Genomic DNA, 26,729 nt, shown 5'->3' with positions numbered 1-26,729 from the left:
CGCATAATAAAATACTTACTCTAAATTTAATGCGTTTAAAAGCAATTGAGCTGAAGCTTCGTTAGTTGCTAGCGGAACATTGTGTACATCGCAAATGCGGATAAGCATATTAATATCGGGCTCGTGCGGGTGGCTAGAGTTTGGATCTTTAAAAAACAGAACCATTTTCGTTTTTCCTTCGGCAACTCGAGCAGCAATTTGGGCATCGCCGCCAAGTGGTCCCGATAGCATTTTTTTTACTTTTATTCCGGTTTGTTCTACTTTGCCTCCGGTTGTTCCTGTGGCAATTATTTTTATTTTTTCGGCTATGAGTAACGCTTTGTTTTTATTAATAAATTGCACCATTTCGGCTTTTTTACCATCGTGCGCTATAATTGCTAATTCAAAATTTTTCATAGCGTAAAGTTACAAAAAACGTAAATTCATTTTTTAAAATCAGCAGTAATTATTGGTTTACTTTTTTATAAAAATATTGGTTACATATTTTTTACCTGCCGCGTTTGTTGTTATGGCTATTCCAAAATGAGTATAATCACCTTCAATTATATTTTTATGACCATTACTGTTTGTCCAAGCTGCTACTATTTCGGCTATAGGGTTGTGGCCAGAAGCTACGTTTTCACCCACTTTATAAGCATTTAAAACCGTTACCATATTTGCTTGTCTTTCTTCAAAATTATCATGATTTAGCGTGTTGTTAGCTATCATATAATCGTTATGTGTACTTGCTACAAAGGAGATGTGTTCTATAACTTGAAGCGTTGGCAAATTCTTAGACACTCTGTATTCGTTAAGTAGCGCTAATGCTTCCATTTCATCTGGAGAATGGTTGTAGCTTTCTTGCGTAAAATTTGCATTGGTTTCATTTCCTTTTGAAGTATCGTTAGAGCACGAAGAAAAATACATTACAAAGAAACCAATATAGAAAATAGATGCTAGTATTTTCATAACATTAGTAGGTTAAGTTTTACGATAAATAAGATTTGGGAATACTAATGTAGGAAAAAATCAATTGAAAATAGAAAAAATAGTCAAAAAATTTAATTATTTAACAATTGTGTAAGCAATAGTTTATTTTAAGGCGCTAGTCGATCTATTTTCCAGATGTAATTTTCTTTTAGTTGGTATCGAATTCTATCGTGCAAGCGATTAGGGCGACCTTGCCAAAATTCTATTTCAACTGGGCGAACTAAAAAGCCACCCCAAAAGTTAGGTCGAGGTACTTCTTTGTTTTCAAACTGATGTTCTAAGGTTTTTAATTTTTCTTCTAAATACTCTCTGTTCGGAATAACTTCGCTTTGATTGGAAACTAAAGCCCCAAGTTGACTTCCTTTTGGGCGCGATGCGAAATAATTGTCGGAAATGTTTTCGGTAGTTTTTTCGGCAATACCTTTAATAATAACTTGGCGTTCTATGGAATGCCAAAAAAAAGACAAGCAAATATGCGGATTGTTTAAAATGGCTTTTCCTTTTTCGGAAGTGTAATTGGTGTAAAAAATAAATCCTTCTTCGTTAAATTTTTTAAGTAATACCACCCTATTTTTAGGAAATCCGTCTAAACCGAAAGTTGAAACCGTCATGGCGTTAACTTCTTCTACGCCACCAAAATCTTCTACTTCGTGAAACCATTTATGAAATAAATTAATAGGGTCTTCTGGAATAGTGTTTTCTAAAAGTTCGGCTTTGTCGTATGTTTTGCGATAATTACTTAAATCACTCATTGTTTTGTTTTTTCTTTGCTGTAAATAGCTTAATTATAAATTTCAATATTCGAGAAAAATAAGTTTCAGAGTTCGATTGTTTTTCCATCTTCTGCTAGTATAACATTATTAAAAATAGTTTTAGCTTCGGTTTTAAAAGGTTCTATGTTTCCGTATCGAGTAGAATAATGACCTAAAATTAAACATTTTGCATGTGCTAATTTAGCAATTTTTGCGGCTTGTTTGGCTGTACTGTGCATTGTTTTTTCCGCTAAATGTGCCTCGCTTTCTAAAAAAGTACTTTCATGATAGAGTGCATCTACGTTTTTTATTATTGGTACAATTTCTTCATTATAAACTGTATCGCTACAAAAAGCGTAGCTTTTTTCAGGTTCTGGATTAAAAGTTAATGCTGCATTTGGTATAATAGTTTCATCATCTAATTTCATATCGCCACCGTAAATAAGTTTTTGAAAATAACAAGTATCTATTTTATAATAATCTATGGCTTCTAGATTTAGTTTCCGTTTTATATTTTTTTCTTGAAATAAATAGCCGTTTGTATAAACTCTGTGTTTTAGCGGAATGGTTTTAACCAATACTTTTTCATCTTCATACACAATTTCACTTTCTGTATTTTCTAATTCGTGAAAGTATAAGTTATAACCTGTGTAAGAACCCGATGCTCTAAGCTGTAATAAAATAATTTCTTTAATTCCTTTTGGACCGTAAACGTGCAAATCGTTTGCTCGATTAAGTAACATAAAAGTTGAAATTAACCCGATTAAGCCATAAAAATGATCGCCGTGTAAATGCGATATAAAGATGTGATTGATACGTGAAAATTTAATTTTCTGTTTGCGAAGTTGTGTTTGCGTTCCTTCGGCACAATCAATTAAAAAAAGTTGGTTTTTTATTTCTAATACTTGCGAAGTTGGGTTGGAAATGGTTCGTGGCGTGGCGGCATAACAGCCTAGTATGTGTAATTTCATGGTTTTTCAGTTGCAGTTATACAATGTTAATAAATCGGCTTTTTCAGTTTATCCATTGTTCAATTAGTTTAATAAACTCGCTTAATTCATACGAAACGAATATTGTCAAAATCGATAATTCGTTTTCATATTTTTCTTTTTTTCTCAAAGTCAACGAGTAACATAAAATCGGAATTATCATTAATAATTTCAGCTCATTTGTATAAGGATAGTGCAATAATTTCGACAAAAACGAAAAGATAGCAAAAAGTCCTATAATCAAATTCAGCCATTTTCTTTTAATTCCACTATAAGCAACGAATATCAAGCTCAAAATTCCGAAACTGATAAACGAAATGTTTTTTAGAAGTACATTTTCGATAAAGAACAGAATAAAACTAATAATTAGCCCAACTAAAATTCCGACTAAAAATTTCGGTTTAGTTTTCTTAAAGAGAAAAATTCCGATTAAGATTCCAATTCCGATTATAATTTTTGCGTAGGTCATTTTCAGATGAATGTGTTCTAACGAACTGCGGCTTGCTCTCAGTGGCGACGAGCCAAGACCAAGCCATAACAAATATAACGCAAACTTTTGATTTTTCAGAGAAAATTCGGAAGGTTGCCAAAAAAAGCCATTACTTGTAACTGCTGTTAGCTGATGCTATTTTATTGTCATTTATTTTGTGAGTTTCAATTTTCATTTTGGGCTTTACGTTGATTAATAATTATAAGAATAGCGACCACAATAAAAGGTAATGTTGAAATTAATATTTTAAAATTTACACTAATTACTCCTATGAAAAACATAAATACTAATAAAAGACCAAGACAAGAAATACCAACATAAATCAATTTTCGGTTTGGTGTTTCTTGAAAAAGAGTAATGAACAAAATTATTTGTCCTAAAAGTGGTATAATTGAAAATGGGTGAATTGCTGATCTAGGCTCATTAAGCATATTTTTTAATAGTTCATATTCTCCTTGAAAAGTAAATGTACTATTGTCTTTTCCCCATTCCAAATAACCGAATAAAGAAGAAATTATAGAAGTAGATTTAAAACTTTTCCTTTCATTTTTTAAGTGTTTTAGTTTTTAGATGGTCGTCCTGATCTGACCGCTAACGAATGCTAAACGTAGTTCTACTTTTTTGAGTAAATATAAGAAATTGTGTTAAAACAATTGACAAATAAACAACTTCCACTTTCAATTTGTCCAATTGGTTGTCAAATAAACGTAGTTTACGTAATTTGTACAAATTTCGCTTATTGGGAAACAAAAAAGTAGGCAATTACACAGCTTATGTTAGTACACGTTTTCCCTCGATGGGCAGCTAAAGCTGTCGTTTACAGGTATGTAAAAAAGTAATTTGGTTTAGCAGTTCGTTAGAACACATTTCCAAAGGGGCGGGAGTGCGAAGCACGTAGCAACTTTGGTCAGCTTTAGCTGAATGTGTTCTAACGTTTGGTAGCTAAAATAAGTGGCGACGAGCCAACACCAAGCCATAACAAATATAACGCAAACTTTTGATTTTTCAGAGAAAATTCGGAAGTATGCCCTTGCCTAAGCCATTACTTTTAACTGCTGTTAGTAGAAGTTATTCTTTTCTAAAGTTCGGAATTAACATTCCATAAAGCAAAATAAGGGTTTTCTGCACCTTTTTTTCTAAGTAATACGTAAAATGGTTTGTCAAAGATTAGTTTTTTGGGTTTTGGTTTTTCAATTTCTCCAATTGATTCTGATGCTTCAACAGCATATTCTACTTCGCTTTCAATTTCCGCTCCGTTTTCATCCAATACAAATGCAGTTCTTTGATATGCAGTCTCAATTCTAAATTTATTTTCAAAACCGTTTAGAATTTTCCCTTCCATTGTTTCATAATTTTTTTCAATATTGAAATTAAATTTAGGAATTATAATAATATCATCATTTAAAAAAATTAAACTTCCAGTTTTGCTTTTGTTCTGTTGAAACGTCTGTTAATTTTAACAATGATTGGTTCATCTCATTTAAATTTTTGTAACTATCCTCAGTTTTGAATAATATAATTTCATGTGTTATATCTGTCGGTCTTAATTTTATTATAAAATTATCATCATTTTTATAATAAAATTTGAAACACAATCAGATACTTCAATCCCATCCATTAACCCCAAATGATTTAACAGGAACATTTTCAAATTTTAGTTTCTTATCCATATGAATTTAACTTTTTAATTCCAAAAGGTAAAGATTTTTTGAAAAATGCTTTTAATATTATTTTCGATAATTTCTACATCTGCAAAGTATTCATTTTTATCTAAAACATTTTTTTGTATGTATTTGATTTGCTTAAAAGTATCAAATCATTGTCTTTCTTGTCTATTCCCCATGGTTTTCCAATTTCATCTGTAATTTCATTCCATGCATATAAAAGAGTAACACAATATATTGAATTGCTTTCTTTGTAAATTTCGTTTTCGAGTGTTGGAGAAAATTTAGTATTCTTAAATTCAGTTATTTTTTTTGCTTTGTCAAACTTACTTTCTTGGTTGTCTTTTTTACATGAAATTGTAAAAGCAATAACCAACAATAAAAATATTTTAGATAGTTTTTTCATATAATTACTGCCAACTGCTGTATAAACGGAATTAAAATCCTAAATCGCGTTCAATTTCTTCCATTTCAATAATATCGTGCGCTTCTAAAACAGAAGGTACAATGTGGAGATAATCGGGAACATCATTAAAATTGATGTTTTCGGCTACAATAACTAGCGATTTTTTAGCTTTTTTGTGTTTTTTTGCTAAATCTTTAAAGCTAACCAAATTGGCCAACGATATAGTAGTGGCGTGCGAAACATCTAGAATAAGGTTATCGCTTTTAAAATTGTGATATTCGTTTGTTATGTTTTCTAAAAACAGTTGAATATCGCCTTTGGTATCCTTAATAATGGTAGTATGTCCTTTTTTATCGACTTTCATAAAACGTTTTAATTAGCTTTGCTAAGATACTAAATCTATTGTTTTATTTTGCTTGCTAATAAATAAATTACGGCCATTCTAATGGCTACGCCATTTTCAACTTGGTTTAAAATTACCGATTGGTCGCTATCGGCAACGTCGGAAGTAATTTCTACACCACGATTTATTGGCCCTGGGTGCATAATAACCACTTCTTTATTTAGCGAATTAAGCAATTCTTTGGTAACACCATATTGTTGAGTATATTCTCTTGTTGAGGGAAAATAATTTACATCTAACCGTTCGTTTTGAACCCGAAGCATATTGGCTACATCTGCCCATTCAAGAGCTTTTCGTAAGTTAGATTCTACTTTTACACCTAAACTTTCTACATATTTTGGCAGTAAGGTTTTTGGGCCGCAGAGTTTAACTTCTGCGCCTAATTTTTGTAGCGTAAAAATATTAGACAAAGCCACTCGCGAATGCAAAATATCGCCTACAATTACTATTTTTTTACCAGCCACTTCGCCTAGTTTTTCTTGTATAGTAAAACTATCTAAAAGAGCTTGTGTAGGGTGTTCGTGTGCACCATCGCCAGCATTTACAACACTTGCATTAATGTTTTGCGATAAAAAATGTGCTGCTCCAGGCGAGCTATGGCGCATAACCACCATATCTACTTTCATCGATAAAATGTTGTTTACCGTATCAATTAAGGTTTCCCCTTTTTTGACTGACGATTGCGCTGCCGAAAAGCTAATAACATCTGCAGAAAGGCGTTTTTGCGCCAGCTCAAACGAAAGTTTGGTTCGTGTTGAATTTTCAAAGAATATATTAGCAATGGTAATATCGCGAAGCGACGGTACTTTTTTTATAGGTCTATTAATTACTTCTTTAAAATGACGGGCAGTTTCAAAAATTAAATCAATATCATCTTTGGTAATGTATTTTATTCCGATTAAATGATTTACTGATAACTCTTTCATTTAGTAGTTGTGTTGTTATTTATTTTTTTCTTCTAGTAGAACCAAATCTTCGCCATCGTTTTCTTGCCATTTTACCACTACTTTTTCGTTGTTTATAGCATCTACCTGCCGACCTCTATAATCGGGCTGAATGGGTAAATGACGACTAAATCGGCGGTCTATTAAAGTTAATAATTCAATTTCTGCTGGTCGTCCAAACGATTGTATTGCTGTTAAAGCTGAACGAATGCTTCTGCCTGTGTACAAAACATCGTCAATAAAGACTACTTTTTTATCTTCTACAATAAAATTGATTTCAGTTTTGTTAGCTTCCAGTGGTTTTTCACTTCTTCTAAAATCATCTCTAAAAAAAGTAATGTCTAAAAAACCTACTTGTATGTTTTCTATAGTATAATCGGTTTTTAAAATATGAGCCAATCGCTTTGCTAAGTGTGTTCCTCTGGGTTGAATTCCTATTAATAAAGTGGTAGAAAAATCGAGATGATTTTCGATTAATTGACAAGCCAAACGGTGCAATATTATGTTTACTTCTTTTGCGGAAAGTAATATTTTTTGACTCATAAAAGCAGTGTAGTTGTGTTCGGCGGTAAAATTACAATAATTTTCTATAACTTTATAAACCAATTTTTATTCTTTTAATTAATGAGTCAAATTGCATTATTTGAAATAAATAACACTTTTAAAATAACGGGAAGAGGTGTTGTTTTTTCAGGGAAAATAATAAACAATGGTTCTGTTGCTAAAGGAAATTTTTTAGAATTTAAGTGGAATAATACTTTGTTTAAACGAAAAATTATAGCAATTGAAATTATTAATTTTAAAAATCCACTACAGCAAAAATTGAATGTTTTAGGAATAGTAATAGAAACCTTAAATAATCAAGAAATGCTAAATTTACATCAGTGGAATCCTAATAAAACTATTGCAAAAGTTCTTGAAAATTAAAAAACGTGAACAATTTTAAAAGATATTTAATCGATAAAGCAGGACTTTCGGAATCTGAATTTGAACAGATAAAAAATTTTGGCACATCTAAAAAAGTGGAAAAAGGCAGTTTTTTGTTGCAACCAAGTGAAGTTTGTAATCATTCTTTTTTCGTAGAAAGTGGCTTGTTGCGTTCCTATACAATCGACGAAACGGGGAAAGAGCACATTATTCAGTTTGCTCCCGAAAATTGGATTATTTCCGATAGAAGTAGTACTTATTTTAACGAACCGTCAACTTTTTATATTGATGCTATTGAAGATTCGGAATGTATTCTTTTAGATGCTAATTTTACTAATCGAGTTTGTGCTTTAAGCGTTTCTTATGCAATTTACAACGAAAAAAGTCTGCACAAACACATTCGCAGTTTGCAAAACAGAATTAACTTGCTTATTGGTGCCAATGCCGAAACACGCTACCTAGATTTTATAAAACAATATCCCGAATTATTACTTCGTGTGCCACAATGGATGATTGCTTCTTATCTTGGTATTACTCCAGAAAGCTTAAGTAGAGTTAGAAAAGAATTAGCAAAACGTAATTTTAAACCAAAGTTTGATTAATTTTTACTTCTTACCATACATCAATGCAGGGTTCTATTCGCTACACTAACTTTGTACTATAATTTTAAATAAATTAATTATGACAACTAAAAAAATAGAACTAATAATAGCGCCTAAAACACCTCATTTTGTAGGCGACGGTTTCCGAGTGCATAATTTTATTCCAAGTGCATATCATTTGGATATGGAACGAATGAACCCATTTATTATGATGGATTATAATTCAAAGCATTATTTTGCTCCAACAGAAAAACCTCGCGGAGTTGGTGTTCATCCACATCGTGGTTTCGAAACAGTAACAATAGCTTACAATGGTAAGGTAGAACATCACGATAGTGCTGGCGGCGGCGGTATAATTGCAGAAGGCGATGTGCAATGGATGACCGCTGCAAGTGGTGTATTGCATAAAGAATTTCACGAAACCGAATGGGCTAAAAAAGGAGGTGTTTTTCAAATGGTACAACTTTGGATTAATTTGCCAAAAAAAGATAAAATGAGTAGCCCTAAGTACCAAGCTATAAAAAATACTGAAATAGCTAAAGTTGATTTAGATAAAAACGGTTTAGTTGAAGTTATTGCAGGCGAATACAATAATGTTAAAGGTTCAGCATCAACATTTACGCCTATTCATTTATTAAATGCTAAATTAAATACTGGCGGCAAAGCTTATTTTCGCTTTCCAGCACATTATAATACAGCTTTACTAGTTGTTGAAGGAGAAATAAAAGTGAATGATGAAATTGTTGCAACAGATTATTTTGCTTTATTTGAAAATAAAGGAGAAGACTTTATAGTTGAAGCCACTGAAAACGCAATTGTTTTAATTTTAAGTGGCGAACCTATAAAAGAGCCTATAGTTGCTCACGGGCCATTTGTAATGAATACAGAAGAGGAAATTATGCAAGCCTTTAACGATTTTAATAACGGAAAATTTGGTTATTTAGAAGATTAATATAACCAAACAATTAATTTTACGAATAGCTAACACTCTGTTAGTAAGGTTATAGTAAAAAACTTTATAAAAAAGGTTGGAGAAAGTTTGCAAAAAAGAAAAAGAGTATTAGTTTTGCACCCGCTTAGATAAGGCATGTTCATTGGATTTAGGGTGTTTTGTTTATATAAATAAAAGTTTTAAAAAAACTTAAAAATTTATTTGGATAATAAGGAATAAAGCTAGTATCTTTGCCGTCCGTTTAGAAACGGAAAAGCAGTAGAGGTTCTTAATTTTTTTGTGTTTTGTAAGTGTTTTCAATTTTTTTCAAAAAAAGTTTCAAAAACATTTGCCAGATAAAAAAAAGTTACTACTTTTGCACCCGCTAAGTTAAAAATTTAGCGAAATAAAAAGAGAAGAATACGTTCATAGACATATTGGATTAACAGCATACAAAAATAAGAAAGTAAGGCGATATTAAGAATAACCTAGCAATTTATCGAATAATATTATAATATACGATGAAGAGTTTGATCCTGGCTCAGGATGAACGCTAGCGGCAGGCCTAACACATGCAAGTCGAGGGGTAGTAAGTGCTTGCACTTATGAGACCGGCGCACGGGTGCGTAACGCGTATGCAATCTACCTTGTACAGGGGGATAGCCCAGAGAAATTTGGATTAATACCCCATAGTATTATCGAATGGCATCATTTGATGATTAAAGTTCCAACGGTACAAGATGAGCATGCGTCCCATTAGTTAGTTGGTAAGGTAACGGCTTACCAAGACGATGATGGGTAGGGGTCCTGAGAGGGAGATCCCCCACACTGGTACTGAGACACGGACCAGACTCCTACGGGAGGCAGCAGTGAGGAATATTGGGCAATGGAGGCAACTCTGACCCAGCCATGCCGCGTGCAGGAAGACGGCCCTATGGGTTGTAAACTGCTTTTGTACAGGAAGAAACGCTAGTTCGTGAACTAGTTTGACGGTACTGTAAGAATAAGGATCGGCTAACTCCGTGCCAGCAGCCGCGGTAATACGGAGGATTCGAGCGTTATCCGGAATCATTGGGTTTAAAGGGTCCGTAGGCGGTCTTATAAGTCAGTGGTGAAATCTCCCAGCTCAACTGGGAAACTGCCATTGATACTGTAGGACTTGAATTTTTGTGAAGTAACTAGAATATGTAGTGTAGCGGTGAAATGCTTAGATATTACATGGAATACCAATTGCGAAGGCAGGTTACTAACAGACGATTGACGCTGATGGACGAAAGCGTGGGTAGCGAACAGGATTAGATACCCTGGTAGTCCACGCCGTAAACGATGGATACTAGCTGTTCGGCATTTATGTTGAGTGGTTAAGCGAAAGTGATAAGTATCCCACCTGGGGAGTACGCACGCAAGTGTGAAACTCAAAGGAATTGACGGGGGCCCGCACAAGCGGTGGAGCATGTGGTTTAATTCGATGATACGCGAGGAACCTTACCAGGGCTTAAATGGGAGACGACGTTATTGGAAACAGTAATTTCTTCGGACGTCTTTCAAGGTGCTGCATGGTTGTCGTCAGCTCGTGCCGTGAGGTGTCAGGTTAAGTCCTATAACGAGCGCAACCCCTGTTGTTAGTTGCCAGCACGTAATGGTGGGAACTCTAACAAGACTGCCGGTGTAAACCGTGAGGAAGGTGGGGATGACGTCAAATCATCACGGCCCTTACGTCCTGGGCCACACACGTGCTACAATGGCCGGTACAGAGAGCAGCTACCTAGCGATAGGATGCGAATCTATAAAACCGGTCTCAGTTCGGATTGGAGTCTGCAACTCGACTCTATGAAGCTGGAATCGCTAGTAATCGGATATCAGCCATGATCCGGTGAATACGTTCCCGGGCCTTGTACACACCGCCCGTCAAGCCATGGAAGCTGGGGGTACCTGAAGTCGGTCGCCGCAAGGAGCTGCCTAGGGTAAAACTGGTAACTGGGGCTAAGTCGTAACAAGGTAGCCGTACCGGAAGGTGCGGCTGGAACACCTCCTTTCTAGAGAAACGATAAAATTAAGTTATTTTAGGTATTGTTTTACTTTCTAGCTGTTGGTTCAAAACTATTAAATACAGAGTCTCGTAGCTCAGCTGGTTAGAGTACTACACTGATAATGTAGGGGTCGGCAGTTCGAGTCTGCCCGGGACTACTTTTTTTAATTACGAATTATAAATTACGAATTAAAAAATCTGTATTAAATAAAAAAGGAAATTCTGGAAGTTGAGAATTCAAAATTCGTAATTCTGAATTCATAATTCTGAATTTAAGAATGGGGGATTAGCTCAGCTGGCTAGAGCGCCTGCCTTGCACGCAGGAGGTCATCGGTTCGACTCCGATATTCTCCACTATTCAAGTGAATAGTAAAGAGTGAATAGTAATTAGTAAAAAAAAAAACTAATCACTAATTACTAGGTACTAATCACTAAGAAAAAAGTTCATTGACATATTGAGAAAAAAATATAATAAGTAGAATAGAAAGCACAGTTTTAAGCTGATAGCTATAAGCTATAAGTTTAATCTAAAAAGTACAATAAGCAAAATAAGGGCGTATGGGGGATGCCTAGGCTCTCAGAGGCGATGAAGGACGTGATAAGCTGCGAAAAGCTGCGGGGATTGGCACATACGAGTTGATCCGCAGATATCCGAATGGGGCAACCCACTATGTTGAAGACATAGTACACCGATAGGTGAGTGAACCCGCTGAACTGAAACATCTAAGTAGGCGGAGGAGAAGAAAACAAAAGTGATTCCGTAAGTAGTGGCGAGCGAACGCGGACTAGCCCAAACCGTTGTTGTTACGGCAATAACGGGGTTGTAGGACTGCGATATTCGAGCTATAATGAATTAGAATAACCTGGAAAGGTTAACCGTAGAGGGTGATAGTCCCGTATAAGTAAAGCGTAGTAAGATAGCAGTATCCTGAGTAGTGCGGGGCACGTGAAACCCTGTATGAATCTAGCGGGACCATCCGCTAAGGCTAAATACTCCTGAGAGACCGATAGTGAACCAGTACCGTGAGGGAAAGGTGAAAAGAACCGTGAATAACGGAGTGAAATAGATCCTGAAACCATACGCTTACAAGCGGTCGGAGCCAATTTATTTGGTGACGGCGTGCCTTTTGCATAATGAGCCTACGAGTTACCGTTGCTGGCAAGGATAAGGTATTAAGTACTGGATCCGTAGCGAAAGCGAGTCTGAATAGGGCGCTATAGTCAGTAATGGTAGACGCGAAACCGTGTGATCTACCCATGGGCAGGTTGAAGCTGTGGTAACACACAGTGGAGGACCGAACCGGTTGACGTTGAAAAGTCTTCGGATGACTTGTGGGTAGGGGTGAAAGGCCAATCAAACTCGGAAATAGCTCGTACTCCCCGAAATGCCTTTAGGGGCAGCGCTTATAATAGTTTACTAGAGGTAGAGCTACTGATTGGATGCGGGGGTTTCACCGCCTACCAATTCCTGACAAACTCCGAATGCTAGTAAATGATAATAATCAGTGAGGGCATGGGTGCTAAGGTCCATGTCCGAGAGGGAAAGAACCCAGACCATCAGCTAAGGTCCCCAAATGTATGCTAAGTTGAAAAAACGCGGTTTGCCTGCTTAGACAGCTAGGATGTTGGCTTGGAAGCAGCCATTCATTTAAAGAGTGCGTAACAGCTCACTAGTCGAGCGGGCGAGCATGGATAATAATCGGGCATAAGTATACTACCGAAGCTATGGATTGTATGTAAATACAGTGGTAGGGGAGCATTCTAAACTGGGTTGAAGGTAAACTGCGAGGTTTGCTGGACTGTTTAGAAAAGCAAATGTAGGCATAAGTAACGATAATGCGGGCGAGAAACCCGCACACCGAAAAACTAAGGTTTCCTCAGCTATGCTAATCAGCTGAGGGTTAGTCGGGTCCTAAGGCGTACCCGAAGGGGGAAGTCGATGGCCAACGGGTTAATATTCCCGTACTACTTATCATTGTGATGGAATGACGGAGTGATGAAAGCACCGCGAACAGACGGAATTGTTCGTTGAAGGTTGTAGCTATATTCTTTATAGGCAAATCCGTAGAGAATGGCAAAGACTGATAGTACTCAGCGTCTTCGGACAAAGAGATAGTGTGCCTAAGGGCTTCCAAGAAAAGTTTCTAAACTTAGATGATAAGTACCCGTACCGTAAACCGACACAGGTAGTTGAGGAGAGAATCCTAAGGTGCTCGAGAGATTCATGGCTAAGGAATTAGGCAAAATAGACCTGTAACTTCGGGAGAAAGGTCGCCCCGATGTAATAATCGGGGCCGCAGTGAAGAGGTCCAGGCGACTGTTTATCAAAAACACAGGGCTCTGCAAAATCGTAAGATGACGTATAGGGCCTGACACCTGCCCGGTGCTGGAAGGTTAAGAGGAGATGTTATCTTCGGAGAAGCATTGAATTGAAGCCCCAGTAAACGGCGGCCGTAACTATAACGGTCCTAAGGTAGCGAAATTCCTTGTCGGGTAAGTTCCGACCTGCACGAATGGTGTAACGATCTGGACACTGTCTCAGCCATGAGCTCGGTGAAATTGTAGTATCGGTGAAGATGCCGATTACCCGCAGTGGGACGAAAAGACCCTGTGCACCTTTACTATAGCTTAGTATTGACCTTGGACACGTGATGTGTAGGATAGGTGGGAGACTATGAAGTGGCGTCGCTAGGCGTTGTGGAGTCATTGTTGAAATACCACCCTTTGCTTGTCTGAGGCCTAACCCCGCGATTGCGGGGGACATTGCTTGGTGGGTAGTTTGACTGGGGTGGTCGCCTCCAAAAGAGTAACGGAGGCTTCTAAAGGTTCCCTCAGCACGCTTGGTAACCGTGCGTAGAGTGCAATGGCATAAGGGAGCTTGACTGAGAGACATACAGGTCGATCAGGTACGAAAGTAGAGCATAGTGATCCGGTGGTTCCGCATGGAAGGGCCATCGCTCAAAGGATAAAAGGTACGCCGGGGATAACAGGCTGATCTCCCCCAAGAGCTCACATCGACGGGGGGGTTTGGCACCTCGATGTCGGCTCGTCACATCCTGGGGCTGGAGAAGGTCCCAAGGGTTGGGCTGTTCGCCCATTAAAGTGGCACGCGAGCTGGGTTCAGAACGTCGTGAGACAGTTCGGTCTCTATCTACTGCGGGCGTTAGAAATTTGAGTGGATCTGATTCTAGTACGAGAGGACCGAATTGGACGAACCGCTGGTGTATCTGTTGTCTCGCCAGGGGCATTGCAGAGTAGCTACGTTCGGAAGGGATAAGCGCTGAAAGCATATAAGCGCGAAACCCACCACAAGATGAGATTTCTTTAAAGGGTCCTAGAAGATGACTAGGTTGATAGGCTATAGATGTAAAGGCAGTAATGTCATAGTCGAGTAGTACTAATAACCCGTAAGCTTATGTACACGTCTCCCCCGCTTAATTGCGGGGGAAACTTTCTTTCTTATTTAAATTCTTTTTTTCTCAATATGTTAAAATATTAGCAACAAAGTTGCAGTTATGAGTTTTGAGTTATAAGTTAAGAGTTGTAAAACTGTAAACTAAAAACTGTGAACTGAAAACTAAAAACTTAAGGTGGTTATTGCGTCGGGGCTCACCTCTTCCCATTCCGAACAGAGAAGTTAAGCCCGATAGCGCCGATGGTACTGCAGTAATGTGGGAGAGTAGGTCGCTGCCTTTCTTTTGAAAAGCCTGTCTATTATTTAGACAGGCTTTTTTGTTTAATATATGTCGAATGTCAAAAGTCCAATGTCGAATGTTGAATGTCGGATGTTGAAAATTAGTGAAAAGTAAAAAGTCGAAAGTCGAAAGTGAAAAGTGTACTTTGAAAAATAATCTTATTTTCAAATTGATACATTTTCAAATTGTCTAATTGACACATTGCCACATTCGCTAAATCGCTAATTACAAAGACTTAGGTTTTTATTAGCCCCGATAGAGCCAAGCACCCCGTGCAGGCGATAGCGGGAAGAGTACGTGTTTTGAAGTTGTAAACTTGTGGCTTCTATAAAAAAAGAGCTCAACTTATGCTGAACTCTTTTAAACTATTTTTTTGAATATTATTTTGTTAATCCTCGGGAAATGACAATACGTTGTATTTCTGAAGTTCCTTCGTATATCTGTGTTATTTTTGCATCGCGCATCATACGTTCAACGTGATATTCGCGAACGTAGCCGTTACCTCCATGTACTTGTACTGCTTCGGTAGAAACATTCATAGCTGTTTCAGAGGCAAAAAGTTTAGCCATAGCGCCAGAATGTGAAATATCTTGTCCTGCGTCTTTTTCGCAAGCGGCTTTGAAACAAAGCATTCGTGCTGCAGTTATTTGAGTTGCCATATCGGCTAATTTGAATGCAATGGCTTGGTGTTGTATAATTGGTTTGCCAAAAGCTATGCGTTCTTGCGCATATTTTAAGGCTAATTCGTAAGCGCCTTGTGCAATTCCTAATGCTTGAGAAGCAATTCCGATTCGCCCACCGTTTAAGGTTGACATAGCGAAAGTAAAACCAAAGCCGTCTTCGCCAATTCTATTTTCTTTTGGAACTTTTACATCAGAAAATAGTAATGAATGTGTATCGGAACCACGAATTCCCATTTTATTTTCTTTTGGACCAATTGTAAATCCTTCCCAACCTTTTTCAACAATAAAAGCATTAATTCCTTTGTGTCCTTTTTCTGGATGAGTATGAGCAATTACTAAATAGGTTGATGCTGTTCCGCCGTTTGTAATCCAGTTTTTAGTACCGTTTAATAAATAATAGTCGCCCATATCTTTGGCAGTTGTTCTTTGTGAAGTGGCATCGGAACCGGCTTCGGGTTCAGAAAGGCAAAATGCTCCAATTACTTGGCCTTGAGCTAGAGGAACTAAATATTTTTGTTTTTGTTCTTCGGTACAATATTTTTCCATACCAGCGCAAACTAATGAATTGTTTACAGACATAATTACGGCTGCAGAAGCATCGACTTTTGCAATTTCTTCCATTGCCAAAACATAAGAAACGCTATCTAGACCCGCACCACCATATTTAGGATCGACCATCATTCCTAAAAAGCCTAATTCGGCCATTTTTTTAACTTGTTCTGTAGGAAAAATAGAGTTTTCATCTCTTTCTATAACACCAGGTAATAATTCGGTTTGAGCAAAATCTCTAGCTGCTTGTTGAATCATTAAGTGTTCTTCGCTTAATTTAAAATCCATAGTAATTGTATAAAAAATTTGTGTATTGTTTAAAAATAGTTTTCAAATGTAATTAATTATTGTGAATTTTTCAATTGCTATTAGTAAATTTAACCCATGATTAAAAACGATTATAAAATTATTGGCGTTATGTCGGGTACTTCATTAGATGGGATTGATATAGTCTATTGTCATTTCTTTTATAAAAAAGACAAATGGAATTTTTTCATCAAAAACGCAGAGACAATCGCTTATAGTAAGGAATGGTATGAAAAATTACAAGCTGCTTTTGATTATGATGAATCTGAAATGGAACGTTTCAATAATGAATATACCATTCATTTAGCAGCGCAAATTTCGAGTTTTATTGCTAAATATTCCATTATCGAAATAGATGCTGTTTGTAGTCATGGGCATACTATTTTACACCAACCCGAAAATGGATTTACACTACAAATAGGTAATTTACCTATTTTATCATCACTGTTAAATCAAAATGTAGTGTGCGATTTTCGTGTTCAAGATGTACAATTAGGCGGTCAAGGTGCGCCACTTGTGCCAATAGGAGATGAATTATTATTTTTTGATTATAATTATTGCTTAAATTTAGGCGGATTTTCTAATATTTCATTTCAAGAAAATAATAAACGCATAGCATTTGATATTTCTCCTGTTAATATTGTTTTGAATCATTTTGCTAATCAATTAGGTTTTTCTTACGACGATGGAGGTAATTTGGCAAAAGAAGGAAATTGTAATAAAGAATTGTTATCCGAATTAAATGCTTTACCGTATTATCAATTAGGTTTTCCAAAATCTTTAGGAAAAGAATTTATTACGTCAACTATTTTACCTCTAATTTCAAAGTATGAGCTACCAATATACGATATCTTAAGAACCTTTACAGAACACGTCGCAATACAAATAAATCAAGTTATAAAAGACAATAAAACGGTTTTAGTAACGGGTGGTGGTGCTTACAATTCGTATCTTATTGAATTACTTCAAAAACTGAATTCATCAAAAAAATATGTGCTACCTAATAATTATGTAATTCAATTTAAAGAAGCTGTTATTTTCGGCTTTTTAGGTGTCTTGCGTTTGCGTAATGAAATAAATGTTTTAGCTTCGGTAACTGGTGCAAAACAAAACCATTCATCGGGCACAATTTATCTAAAAAATAACACCGATTAACAAAATATTACAATCAAATACCTATTCTAACTTTTTTAGTTTATGTATATTTGTCAAACTTAATAGTAAAACAACACATGAAAGACCTACTTAAAAAATTTGAGGATAAACAACCCGAAATTGTATTTAACTGGAAAGATTCTGAAACGGAAGCCGAAGGCTGGACGGTCATAAATTCGCTACGTGGCGGTGCTGCGGGCGGAGGAACACGTATGCGTAAAGGTTTAGATATGAACGAAGTTTTATCTTTAGCCAAAACTATGGAAGTGAAATTTTCGGTTTCTGGACCAGCTATTGGTGGCGCAAAATCGGGAATAAACTTCGACCCAGCCGACCCAAGAAAAAAAGGTGTTTTAGAAAGATGGTATAAAGCCGTTTCTCCGTTATTAAAAAATTATTACGGTACAGGTGGCGATTTAAATGTTGATGAAATACATGAAGTAATTCCTATGACGGAAGATTGTGGCGTTTGGCATCCGCAAGAAGGTGTTTTTAACGGCCATTTTAAACCCACAGAAGCCGACAAAATTAACCGAATTGGTCAATTGCGCCAAGGGGTAATTAAAGTAATTGAAAACCCAAATTTTTCGCCTGATGTTTTACGAAAATATACCGTTGCCGATATGATTACGGGTTATGGTGTTGCCGAAGCAGTACGTCATTATTACGCTATTTTTGGAGGAAATGTTAAAGGTAAAAAAGCCATCGTTCAAGGATTTGGAAATGTAGGATCAGCTGCCGCTTTTTATTTGGCACAAATGGGCGCAAAAGTGGTTGGTATTATAGATAGAGACGGTGGATTAATTAATGAAGAAGGATTTACATTTGAAGAAATAAAAACCTTGTTTTTAAATAAAGATGGCAATAAATTGGTAGCCGATAACATGATGCCTTTCGAAGAAATTAACCAAAAAATATGGACAATTGAAGCGCAAATATTTGCACCTTGCGCAGCATCGCGATTGGTTACCAAAAAACAAGTTGATGAAATGATTGCATCAGGATTAGAAGTAATTTCAAGTGGTGCTAATGTACCATTTGCCGATAAAGAAATTTTCTTTGGTTCAATTATGGAAGAAACCGATGCTAAAGTAAGTTTAATTCCCGATTTTATTGCCAATTGTGGTATGGCAAGAGTATTTGCTTATTTTATGGAACGTAAAGTGCAAATGACCGACGATGCTATTTTTTCGGATACTTCAAACACAATAAAAACAGCAATTCAAAATGTTTACAATATGAATTCTGATAAAAAGAATATAAGTGCTCGCGCTTTTGAAATTGCTTTAAAACAATTAGTATAATAAATAATAATAAATAAAATAGAATGGAAACAATTTTAATCATAGTCTTTGTACTAGGTTATATAGGTATTGCTTTAGAACACACATTTAAAATAGATAAATTAATTCCTGCTCTAGGAATGATGGCCATTCTTTGGGCATTAATAGCACTTGACCATATGCAAGTGTATGAAATAGTTGATGGAATAGGGAAAGAACCCCATCATTTAGAAGGTGTATTGTTACATCATTTAGGAAAAACAGCCGAAATTCTTGTTTTTTTAATGGGTGCTATGACCATTGTAGAAATTATCGATTATTTTGATGGTTTTTCTACAATTAAGAGCTATATAAAAACAAAAAGTAGAAAACGCTTATTATGGATTTTTACTTTTTTAGCCTTTGTTCTTTCTGCAATTATCGACAATTTAACGGCAACAATTGTATTAATTACTATTCTACAGAAAATAGTGGTTAGAAGAGAAATGCGTTTATGGTTTGCAGGGTTAATTGTTATTGCCGCTAATGCTGGAGGTGCGTGGTCGCCAATTGGCGATGTAACTACTACCATGTTGTGGATAGCAAATAAAGTTTCGGCTTCGCAATTAATAGAGCATGTATTATTACCATCTATAGCGTGTTTTGCAGTTCCTGTTTTTATTGCTTCTCGAATGAAATTGTTTAAAGGTGATATTGTTGTAGAGCTTTCAGATGATGAAAAACCAAAATCAAAATACGGATCGTTAATGTTTTATCTAGGTCTAGGAGCAATTCTTTTTGTGCCTGTATTTAAAACACTTACACACTTACCACCGTATATGGGAATGATGCTGTCGTTAGCTGTTGTAGCAGCTGTTGCAGAGTATTTAAGCAACACAAAATTTAGCTTAGGAAATGCTACAGGTGGCGAAGGCGCAGCAGTTCATCATAGTCCTGTGCATAAATCGTTATCTAAAATTGAAATGCCTAGTATATTGTTTTTCTTAGGTATTTTAATGGCAGTTGCCGCTTTAGAATCACTAGGAATGTTGTTCGATTTTGCAGGAACATTAGAACAAACCGTACCGTATTTAGGAACCGAACACCATTCTACTAAAATTTCAGATTTAGTGGTTCTTTTACTTGGTGCAGGCTCTGCGGTTATCGATAATGTACCGCTAGTAGCAGCAAGTATAGGAATGTTTCAAATAGGTATGGACGAACCGGCTTGGCATTTTATTGCCTATGCAGCAGGAACAGGAGGAAGCATGTTGGTAATTGGCTCTGCAGCAGGTGTAGTAGCAATGGGTATGGAAAAAATAGATTTTATGTGGTATCTTAAAAAAATTGGTTGGTTAGCATTAATTGGTTTCTTAGCAGGTGCAGCCACATTTATTATATTGCGCGATTTTCTTTTAAATGCAACATCTTAATGAATCATAATTTTTTTAAACAATTTACGTTAATATAAAAAATATAAAGTATGAGTATATTTCTTCAAGCCGATAGTTTAGCTTTAGCAAGTGAAGCAATAACCGATGATCAACCTGTAGAAAAAACACTTTCCGTTTGGGACTTGTTAACCAACGGTGGCATTGGCGGTCAAATTATTATTCTAGTGCTGTTTATTATGTTGTTTTTTGCTATTTTTCTCTATTTTGAACGATTATTAGCCATAAACAAAGCCAGTAAAACAGATGCTAGTTTTATGAATAATATAAAACTAAATATTTCCTCTGGAAAAATAGACGCTGCTAAAATGCTATGTGCTCAAACAAATTCGCCTGTTGCCCGATTAATTGAAAAAGGAATTTCACGCATAGGCCGCCCGCTTGAAGATATTAATACAGCCATAGAAAATGCAGGTAATTTAGAATTATATAAACTAGAAAAAAACACTAGTATGCTAGCAACTATATCAGGTGCTGGTCCTATGATTGGGTTTCTAGGAACAGTAATTGGTATGATTTTAGCCTTTCATAAAATGGCAAGCGGCGGCGGTCAAATAGAAGTAGGTATGCTTGCCGAAGGTATTTATACCGCCATGACAACAACAGTTGTAGGTTTAATTGTAGGTATTGTGGCTTACATTGGTTACAATCATTTAGTTGTAAAAACCAACAAAGTAGTTAACCAAATGGAAGCTAACGCCGTTGAATTTTTAGATTTGTTAAACGAGCCCGTATAATGAAAATAGGAAAAAACAAAAATAAAGTTTCTACCGAGTTTAATATGTCGTCTATGACCGACATTGTATTTTTGTTGCTAATATTTTTTATGCTAACCTCTACTATGGTAACTACAAATGCTTTAGATTTAGTACTGCCAAAAGGGAAAGGAAAAACCGATAGCAACAAAAACGTATCCGTTAATATTACAAAAGATTTGCAGTTTTATATCGATAAAAACCAAATTGCAAAAGAAGAACTCGAGTCAAAACTTTTAGAGATACTACCCACAGAACAAGAAGGAAACCGAGCCATTGTACTTCGTGCCGAAGAAGAAGTGCCGTATAAAGACGTAATATATGTTATGGATATTGCTAACCGCAATAAAATAAAAATGGTAGCAGCGGTTAATCCAAAATAATTTTTAGAAGCTATTTCCTGCTTTCGCCAGTCGCTTTTTGCTTGTGCAAAAAAGCTTCAACAATGGCTCAATCAGGGCTAAAAAACAGAAGACAAAATGCCTTAACAAAATTGAAAATCTACCAAAAATGTTCAAAATAGGTATTCCATCTTCCTTAATTTAAAATATTTTGTACAGATGAAATATCTAAAAACACCCGAAGAAAAAAAATCATTCACCATTACAACTGCTATTTTTGTAATACTATTTCTCTTGTTTTCTATTTTCGGATTAACCTACATGGATCCGCCACCCGAAAACGGAATAGCCATTAATTTTGGAACAAGCAACGTAGGGCAAGGCGAAATACAACCCACAGAACCTCTAAAAACCGCACCACAACCCACACCCAGCCAGCCCGAAACGTCACAAGATAACGACAATACCCTTACCCAAGACGATGATTCGCCTGTAACCGTTACACCTAAAGAAAACACAAAACCAAAAGATAAACCCAAAGAAACGACCAAACCAAAAGAAACTAAACCAACACCATCTAGCACTACAACAAATGCGCTAGACGCTTTTATTAACGGAAAAGAATCTGATGGAAAAGTTACGGGCGGTCACGGTAACGATGGTATTCCTGGCGATAAAGGCGACCCCAATGGCGATCGGTATGCCACTAGTTTTTACGGCAGCGGTAGCGGCAATGGTTCTGGTACAGGCTACGGGCTAAAAGGTAGAAATTTAGCAAAGAAAGGCGAAATTGTTCAGCAATGCGGTAACGAATCGGGTAAAGTTATTGTACAAATTACTGTTGACAGAAGCGGCAACGTTGTAAAAACACAATATGTAAAAGGAACAACCAATACTAAACCGTGTGTATTAGAAGCCGCATATAAAACCGCAAAAAATTATAAATGGAAGTCTGATGCCAATGCACCAGAAACACAAATAGGGTGGATTGAAGTTAATTTTTCGCTAGGAGAAAAATAAAAAAAAGCTGCTTATAGGTTTAGTTGTAGCCAATTATATTTTAACTCATGATAAAGCAAAATCCTTTTTCAATTTATGACTTTTTAGGATATTTTATTCCTGGCGCATTAGTTATTTACATAATTGTATTGTTAGTTACAATAACAGATTTTACAAATCTAAATACAATTTTATCTACGTTAAGTAATGATAAATCTTTTCAATTAGATAGCTTCTTGTTCTTTGTGATTATAAGTTATGCTGTTGGACATTTGATAAATTTTTTATCATCAATTACAATTGAGAGATATTCTAATTGGAAGTATAATTATCCTTCAAAATATTTAATGAATTTAAAGCCAAACCATAAGTTTTGGATTGGAAAGAAAAAAATAATATTCTGGAAAATATTACTTCTTTTATTAATTTTTCCAGTTAGTGTATTTGACTATTTATTTGGCGAAGTATTAAGCTTTAAAACATTTTATACAAAAAAAGCAGATAATTATATCATTGAAACAGTAAAAACAAAAGGGATAATTCTATTAAATCAATTAGGAACTCCAATTACAAAGACATTACGAGAATATGATTTTCATAGAATCTTTTCGCATTATGTTTATGAAAATTCTAAAAATCATCAATCGAGATTAACAAATTATGTTGCTTTATATGGTTTTTTAAGGTCGCTTTGTCTAATTTCTGTTTTTATGTTTTGGTTATTGATATACAGAATCTACATAAAAGCAGAACTTACTATAACTTTCAAAGAGTTTTTTGACAAAAGTAAATACATTATTTTTGCAATGGTTTTAATAAGTTTAGCTTCATATATTTTTTTTATGGCCTTTATGAAATTCTATCGTCGCTACACTTTGGAAAGTTTAATGTTAATAGTAATTGATAAAAAATTAGTTGACAACACTCAGAAAAGAAAACGAATGGAAGAATAACTGGCTATAACAATAGTTTTTATCAATTGCTACGCTTGGTGTGTGTTTTGAATTTTCTCTGAAAATTCTATAAGGAGTTTTGTACTTGTTATCTTTTGTACTAAATTTACGCAACTACAACAAGCCCCAAGCCTTAATAGCCCCGACAGTAGTAAGCTACCGTGTAGCACGAATGGCGGGAAATACAAAACCAAGTACAACTAAAGTTTCGCTACAAATGAATTACGAAGCAACTACAAATTGGTTGTTTAACCAATTGCCAATGTACCAAAACCAAGGTAAAATAGCTTATAAAGCCGATTTATCGAACACCTTTGCTTTAGTTAATCATTTAAAAAATCCGCAAAAATACTTTAAAACAATACATGTTGCAGGTACAAATGGTAAAGGTTCTACATCGAGCATGCTGGCGTCTATTTTTCAAGAGGCAGGTTATAAAGTGGGGTTGTTTACTTCGCCGCATTTAAAAGATTATAGAGAACGCATTAAGATAAACGGAAAGAAAATTGAAAGACAATTTGTGGTTGATTTTGTTACCGAAAACAAAGATTTTTTTGAGGAAAATGCGCTCAGTTTTTTTGAAATGACTACAGGATTGGCTTTTTCATATTTTGCAAAAAAACACGTCGATATTGCTATAATTGAAGTTGGGTTAGGTGGCCGATTAGACGCTACAAATGTAATAGAGCCAGTACTTTCTATAATTACAAATATAGGTTTTGATCATCAGCAAATTTTAGGAAATACGCTACAAAAAATTGCTTTAGAAAAAGCAGGTATTATAAAAAATCATGTTCCAGTGGTTATTGGCGAATATACTACAGAAACAAAAAATGTATTTGAAGAAGTTGCTCAAGAAAAGCATGCCGAAATTTATTTTGCACAAGAACATACTTTTCCAAATTATGCCACCGATTTACGGGGTAATTACCAAAAAGCGAATAAAGCCACTGTTTTAACTGCAGTTTCTTTATTGCAAACACATTTTAGCTTGCCAAAAGACGCCATAACTCGTGGATTTAAAAATGTTGTTGCTAATACAGGATTGCTTGGAAGATGGCATATTTTAAATGAAGAACCGCTTACTATTTGCGATACGGCTCATAATGCACACGGACTTAAAATTGTGATGGAACAGTTAATAGGTTTGCCACACGACAATTTACATATTGTTTTAGGTGTGGTTAATGATAAAGATATTGATGAAATTTTGGCTATTTTGCCCAAAGAAGCAAATTATTATTTTTGCAAACCTAAAAACCCTAGAGCTTTAAATGAAAAAGAGTTACAAAAAAAAGCAGCTATGTTTTCATTATCTGGAAGTGCATATTCCACGGTATCAAGAGCTTATAAAAAGGCGAAAGAAATTGCAACCAAAAAAGATGTTATTTATATTGGTGGAAGTAATTTTGTAGTTGCCGAAGTAGTTTAATTTTTTCAAAAAAATGTTTGGAATAATAAAAATCTCTCTTATATTTGCACCCGCAATCAGGTAATGAAAGCACACATATTGGGGCGATTAGCTCAGTTGGTTCAGAGCACCTCGTTTACACCGAGGGGGTCGGGGGTTCGAATCCCTCATCGCCCACAGATACAGAATTATAAAAAACGCCAAGTTTCCTTGTGCGTTTTTTTTGTTTTTAGATTTAGCGAGATTACTTTATTTAAGAAAATTAGAGGTTGCTTTAAATACTTTATTTTTTATGTATTATGTTTATATTTTGCATTCTCTAGGTTTCGATAAGTATTACATTGGGCAAACAAATGCTATTCAAAATCGATTAAACCGTCATAATTCTGGATATGAAAAAGCTACAAAACCTTATTTGCCTTGGGAATTAGTTTGTGTAATAACCAAAAATACACGAAGCGAAGCAATGGCATTAGAGAAAAAATTAAAAAATTTGAACAAGATTAGAATTAGAAGTTTTATAGAAAAATATAACGGGGGTCGAGACGATTCGTAAACGAATGTCTCGATACCGACATTTATCGTCGGTATTCGAATCCCTCATCGCCCACAGATACAGAATTATAAAAAACGCCAAGTTTCCTTGTGCGTTTTTTTTGTTTTTAGATTTAGCAAGATTACTTTATTTGAGAAAATTGGAGGTTACTTTAAATACTTTATTTTTTAGTTGTCTAAAATTTTTTCTAGTTTCATTCCTCGCGAGCCTTTTATTAAAATTAAACTGTTTTTAGGGTTTAGTGTTTTATAGAATGAAATAAAACTTTCTGTTGAAGTAAAAAAATGAATAAAATTACTAGCGCACTTTTCGCTGTAAAAATGACTGCCAATTAAATAGAAAGTAATAGTAGGTTGCGTGTTGCACAATTCTATAATTTTTTGATGTTCTGCTTGGCTTTCTTCTCCAAGTTCAAACATATCGCCTAAAATAGCAATTTTTGACTCGTGTTTAAGCTGAAAAAAGTTTAGCAATGCCGCATCCATACTGCTCGGATTGGCATTGTAGGCATCAAGTATGATTTTATTATTATTGTTTTCAATTAACTGCGAACGATTGTTCGTAGGAATATAATTTTCAATTGCTTTTTTTATTTTGTAGTCATCAATATTGAAATATTTTCCAAGTGCTATAGCGGCATTAATATTACTAGCATTGTACAACCCAATTAAGTTAGATTGAATTATTGTTTCGTTAAACGAAACTTTAACCATGGGTTCAGCGCAAGCGGCGTTAATATAAATATCAGCATTAGGTTGTGTAGAAAAAGTAAATCGGCTAATATGCTTCGTTTTTTCTTCCTGAATGGTGTCGTCTAAATTAACCAGTGCTGTTTTGTTGTTTTCACGCAAATAGTTATAGAGTTCACTTTTTCCTTTTATTATTCCTGCCACGCCGCCAAAACCTTCTAAATGTGCTTTTCCAAAGTTAGTAATGTAGCCTATATCGGGTTGTGCAATTTCACATAAAAATTCTATTTCTTTTTGATGGTTAGCTCCCATTTCTACGATGCCAATTTCGGTAGTTTCAGTAAAACGAAGTAAGGTTAAAGGAACGCCTATATGATTGTTAAGGTTTCCAATAGTTGCCAATGTATTATACTTTTGAGAAAGCACCACATTAAATAATTCTTTAGTAGTGGTTTTACCATTACTGCCTGTAAGCCCAATTATTTTAATGTTTAAATAGTTTCTATGAAATTGTGCTAACTTTTGTAAAGTTTCTAAACAATTTTTTACGGTTATTGTTTTACCGTTTATTTTATATTTTGGATTGTCAATTATAGCTAATGAAGCACCTTTTGCAATGGCTTCATGTGCAAATTCATTAGCATCAAAATTTTCACCTTTTAGTGCAAAAAAAATTGAATTTTCTTTAATAGTTCTAGTATCTGTAGTAATGCCAGACGATTGTAAAAAAAGTTGGTGTAGTTCGTTAATTTCCATATAGCGAAGGTATAAAAAAAGCCCATTTTTTAAATGGGCTTTTGTATATAATTTGTAAGAAA

General features: G+C 35.3%; 24 protein-coding genes, 3 tRNA genes and 3 rRNA genes. 18 read left to right on the top strand and 12 right to left on the bottom strand.

What is annotated here, in order from left to right:
• Nucleotides 1-15 precede the first annotated feature (15 nt).
• The 10 genes from R2808_RS01200 to pyrR all read right to left on the bottom strand — a co-directional run bounded on the left by R2808_RS01200 (nt 16) and on the right by pyrR (nt 7,160).
• The gene (locus R2808_RS01200; RefSeq protein ID WP_371269104.1) at nt 16-396 is read right to left on the bottom strand and encodes a methylglyoxal synthase; all 381 of its coding nucleotides are present in this window, start codon (nt 394-396) and stop codon (nt 16-18) included.
• A gap of 57 nt (nt 397-453) precedes the next feature.
• Complete coding sequence (locus R2808_RS01195) at nt 454-948, bottom strand: CAP domain-containing protein (RefSeq protein WP_371269103.1); 495 nt, start codon at nt 946-948, stop codon at nt 454-456.
• 128 nt (nt 949-1,076) lie between these two features.
• Nucleotides 1,077-1,721, bottom strand: coding sequence for a pyridoxamine 5'-phosphate oxidase (gene pdxH / locus R2808_RS01190; protein WP_371269102.1), 645 nt, complete (start codon nt 1,719-1,721; stop codon nt 1,077-1,079).
• Between the two features lie 65 nt (nt 1,722-1,786).
• Nucleotides 1,787-2,692: a ribonuclease Z gene (locus tag R2808_RS01185; RefSeq protein WP_371269101.1), complete on the bottom strand. Its 906-nt coding sequence runs from the start codon at nt 2,690-2,692 to the stop codon at nt 1,787-1,789.
• A 672-nt stretch (nt 2,693-3,364) separates the two neighbouring features.
• On the bottom strand, nt 3,365-3,694 hold the full coding sequence (locus R2808_RS01180) for a hypothetical protein (RefSeq protein ID WP_371269100.1): 330 nt from the start codon (nt 3,692-3,694) through the stop codon (nt 3,365-3,367).
• A gap of 584 nt (nt 3,695-4,278) precedes the next feature.
• On the bottom strand, nt 4,279-4,542 hold the full coding sequence (locus R2808_RS01175; RefSeq protein WP_371269099.1) for a hypothetical protein: 264 nt from the start codon (nt 4,540-4,542) through the stop codon (nt 4,279-4,281).
• Between the two features lie 428 nt (nt 4,543-4,970).
• Nucleotides 4,971-5,270: a hypothetical protein gene (locus R2808_RS01170; RefSeq protein WP_371269098.1), complete on the bottom strand. Its 300-nt coding sequence runs from the start codon at nt 5,268-5,270 to the stop codon at nt 4,971-4,973.
• 31 nt (nt 5,271-5,301) lie between these two features.
• A complete protein-coding gene (locus tag R2808_RS01165) occupies nt 5,302-5,634 on the bottom strand; it encodes a ribonuclease Z (RefSeq protein WP_371269097.1) in 333 nt (110 codons plus the stop codon).
• Between the two features lie 35 nt (nt 5,635-5,669).
• Nucleotides 5,670-6,599: an aspartate carbamoyltransferase catalytic subunit gene (locus R2808_RS01160; RefSeq protein WP_371269096.1), complete on the bottom strand. Its 930-nt coding sequence runs from the start codon at nt 6,597-6,599 to the stop codon at nt 5,670-5,672.
• A 15-nt stretch (nt 6,600-6,614) separates the two neighbouring features.
• A complete protein-coding gene (pyrR, locus tag R2808_RS01155; RefSeq protein ID WP_371269095.1) occupies nt 6,615-7,160 on the bottom strand; it encodes a bifunctional pyr operon transcriptional regulator/uracil phosphoribosyltransferase PyrR in 546 nt (181 codons plus the stop codon).
• 81 nt (nt 7,161-7,241) lie between these two features.
• Here pyrR and R2808_RS01150 point away from each other — a divergent pair, with 81 nt between their 5' ends.
• From R2808_RS01150 to rrf, 8 genes are all read left to right on the top strand, one after another.
• Complete coding sequence (locus tag R2808_RS01150; protein ID WP_371269094.1) at nt 7,242-7,544, top strand: hypothetical protein; 303 nt, start codon at nt 7,242-7,244, stop codon at nt 7,542-7,544.
• Nucleotides 7,545-7,549: 5 nt separating this feature from the next.
• Nucleotides 7,550-8,146, top strand: coding sequence for a Crp/Fnr family transcriptional regulator (locus R2808_RS01145; protein WP_371269093.1), 597 nt, complete (start codon nt 7,550-7,552; stop codon nt 8,144-8,146).
• A gap of 79 nt (nt 8,147-8,225) precedes the next feature.
• Entirely contained in the window at nt 8,226-9,098 is an 873-nt protein-coding gene (locus tag R2808_RS01140) for a pirin family protein (RefSeq protein WP_371269092.1), read from the top strand.
• A 497-nt stretch (nt 9,099-9,595) separates the two neighbouring features.
• A 16S ribosomal RNA gene (locus R2808_RS01135) occupies nt 9,596-11,113 on the top strand.
• Nucleotides 11,114-11,190: 77 nt separating this feature from the next.
• Nucleotides 11,191-11,264, top strand: a tRNA-Ile gene (locus R2808_RS01130).
• Nucleotides 11,265-11,386: 122 nt separating this feature from the next.
• Nucleotides 11,387-11,460: transfer RNA gene (locus tag R2808_RS01125), tRNA-Ala, on the top strand.
• A 183-nt stretch (nt 11,461-11,643) separates the two neighbouring features.
• Nucleotides 11,644-14,527, top strand: a 23S ribosomal RNA gene (locus R2808_RS01120).
• A 165-nt stretch (nt 14,528-14,692) separates the two neighbouring features.
• Nucleotides 14,693-14,802 (top strand): 5S ribosomal RNA (gene rrf / locus R2808_RS01115).
• Together the 16S, 23S and 5S rRNA genes with 2 tRNA genes alongside form the textbook arrangement of a ribosomal RNA operon.
• A 379-nt stretch (nt 14,803-15,181) precedes the next feature.
• Here rrf and R2808_RS01110 read toward each other — a convergent pair.
• Nucleotides 15,182-16,321 (bottom strand): acyl-CoA dehydrogenase, encoded by a 1,140-nt coding sequence (locus tag R2808_RS01110; RefSeq protein ID WP_371269091.1) that lies wholly within the window; start codon nt 16,319-16,321, stop codon nt 15,182-15,184.
• A 96-nt stretch (nt 16,322-16,417) separates the two neighbouring features.
• Here R2808_RS01110 and R2808_RS01105 point away from each other — a divergent pair, with 96 nt between their 5' ends.
• The 10 genes from R2808_RS01105 (at nt 16,418) to R2808_RS01060 (ending at nt 25,222) form a co-directional block, all read left to right on the top strand.
• Nucleotides 16,418-17,494 carry an anhydro-N-acetylmuramic acid kinase gene (locus R2808_RS01105; protein WP_371269090.1) on the top strand — a complete coding sequence of 359 codons (1,077 nt, stop codon included), beginning with the start codon at nt 16,418-16,420 and terminating at the stop codon, nt 17,492-17,494.
• Between the two features lie 77 nt (nt 17,495-17,571).
• Nucleotides 17,572-18,798 carry a Glu/Leu/Phe/Val dehydrogenase dimerization domain-containing protein gene (locus tag R2808_RS01100; RefSeq protein ID WP_371269089.1) on the top strand — a complete coding sequence of 409 codons (1,227 nt, stop codon included), beginning with the start codon at nt 17,572-17,574 and terminating at the stop codon, nt 18,796-18,798.
• A 23-nt stretch (nt 18,799-18,821) separates the two neighbouring features.
• Nucleotides 18,822-20,189: a sodium:proton antiporter NhaD gene (gene nhaD, locus R2808_RS01095; RefSeq protein ID WP_371269088.1), complete on the top strand. Its 1,368-nt coding sequence runs from the start codon at nt 18,822-18,824 to the stop codon at nt 20,187-20,189.
• 50 nt (nt 20,190-20,239) lie between these two features.
• The gene (locus R2808_RS01090) at nt 20,240-20,944 is read left to right on the top strand and encodes a MotA/TolQ/ExbB proton channel family protein (RefSeq protein WP_371269086.1); all 705 of its coding nucleotides are present in this window, start codon (nt 20,240-20,242) and stop codon (nt 20,942-20,944) included.
• Complete coding sequence (locus R2808_RS01085; protein WP_371269085.1) at nt 20,944-21,345, top strand: ExbD/TolR family protein; 402 nt, start codon at nt 20,944-20,946, stop codon at nt 21,343-21,345. The genes R2808_RS01090 and R2808_RS01085 overlap by 1 nt, the downstream gene beginning before the upstream one ends.
• Nucleotides 21,346-21,522: 177 nt before the next feature.
• On the top strand, nt 21,523-22,323 hold the full coding sequence (locus R2808_RS01080) for an energy transducer TonB (RefSeq protein ID WP_371269084.1): 801 nt from the start codon (nt 21,523-21,525) through the stop codon (nt 22,321-22,323).
• 47 nt (nt 22,324-22,370) lie between these two features.
• Nucleotides 22,371-23,255, top strand: a complete 885-nt coding sequence (locus tag R2808_RS01075) for a hypothetical protein (protein ID WP_371269082.1) — start codon at nt 22,371-22,373, stop codon at nt 23,253-23,255.
• A gap of 217 nt (nt 23,256-23,472) precedes the next feature.
• A complete protein-coding gene (locus R2808_RS01070; protein ID WP_371269165.1) occupies nt 23,473-24,687 on the top strand; it encodes a folylpolyglutamate synthase/dihydrofolate synthase family protein in 1,215 nt (404 codons plus the stop codon).
• 81 nt (nt 24,688-24,768) lie between these two features.
• A tRNA-Val gene (locus tag R2808_RS01065) sits at nt 24,769-24,843 on the top strand.
• Nucleotides 24,844-24,958: 115 nt separating this feature from the next.
• Complete coding sequence (locus R2808_RS01060; RefSeq protein WP_371269081.1) at nt 24,959-25,222, top strand: GIY-YIG nuclease family protein; 264 nt, start codon at nt 24,959-24,961, stop codon at nt 25,220-25,222.
• Nucleotides 25,223-25,389: 167 nt separating this feature from the next.
• On the opposite strand, the gene murF is transcribed toward R2808_RS01060, so the two are convergent.
• On the bottom strand, nt 25,390-26,667 hold the full coding sequence (murF, locus tag R2808_RS01055; protein WP_371269079.1) for a UDP-N-acetylmuramoyl-tripeptide--D-alanyl-D-alanine ligase: 1,278 nt from the start codon (nt 26,665-26,667) through the stop codon (nt 25,390-25,392).
• Nucleotides 26,668-26,729 lie beyond the last annotated feature (62 nt).

The sequence above is a fragment of the Flavobacterium sp. genome (genome assembly GCF_041392005.1).
GTDB lineage: Bacteria > Bacteroidota > Bacteroidia > Flavobacteriales > Flavobacteriaceae > Flavobacterium.
This window is presented reverse-complemented; position numbering and strand designations above follow the sequence as displayed.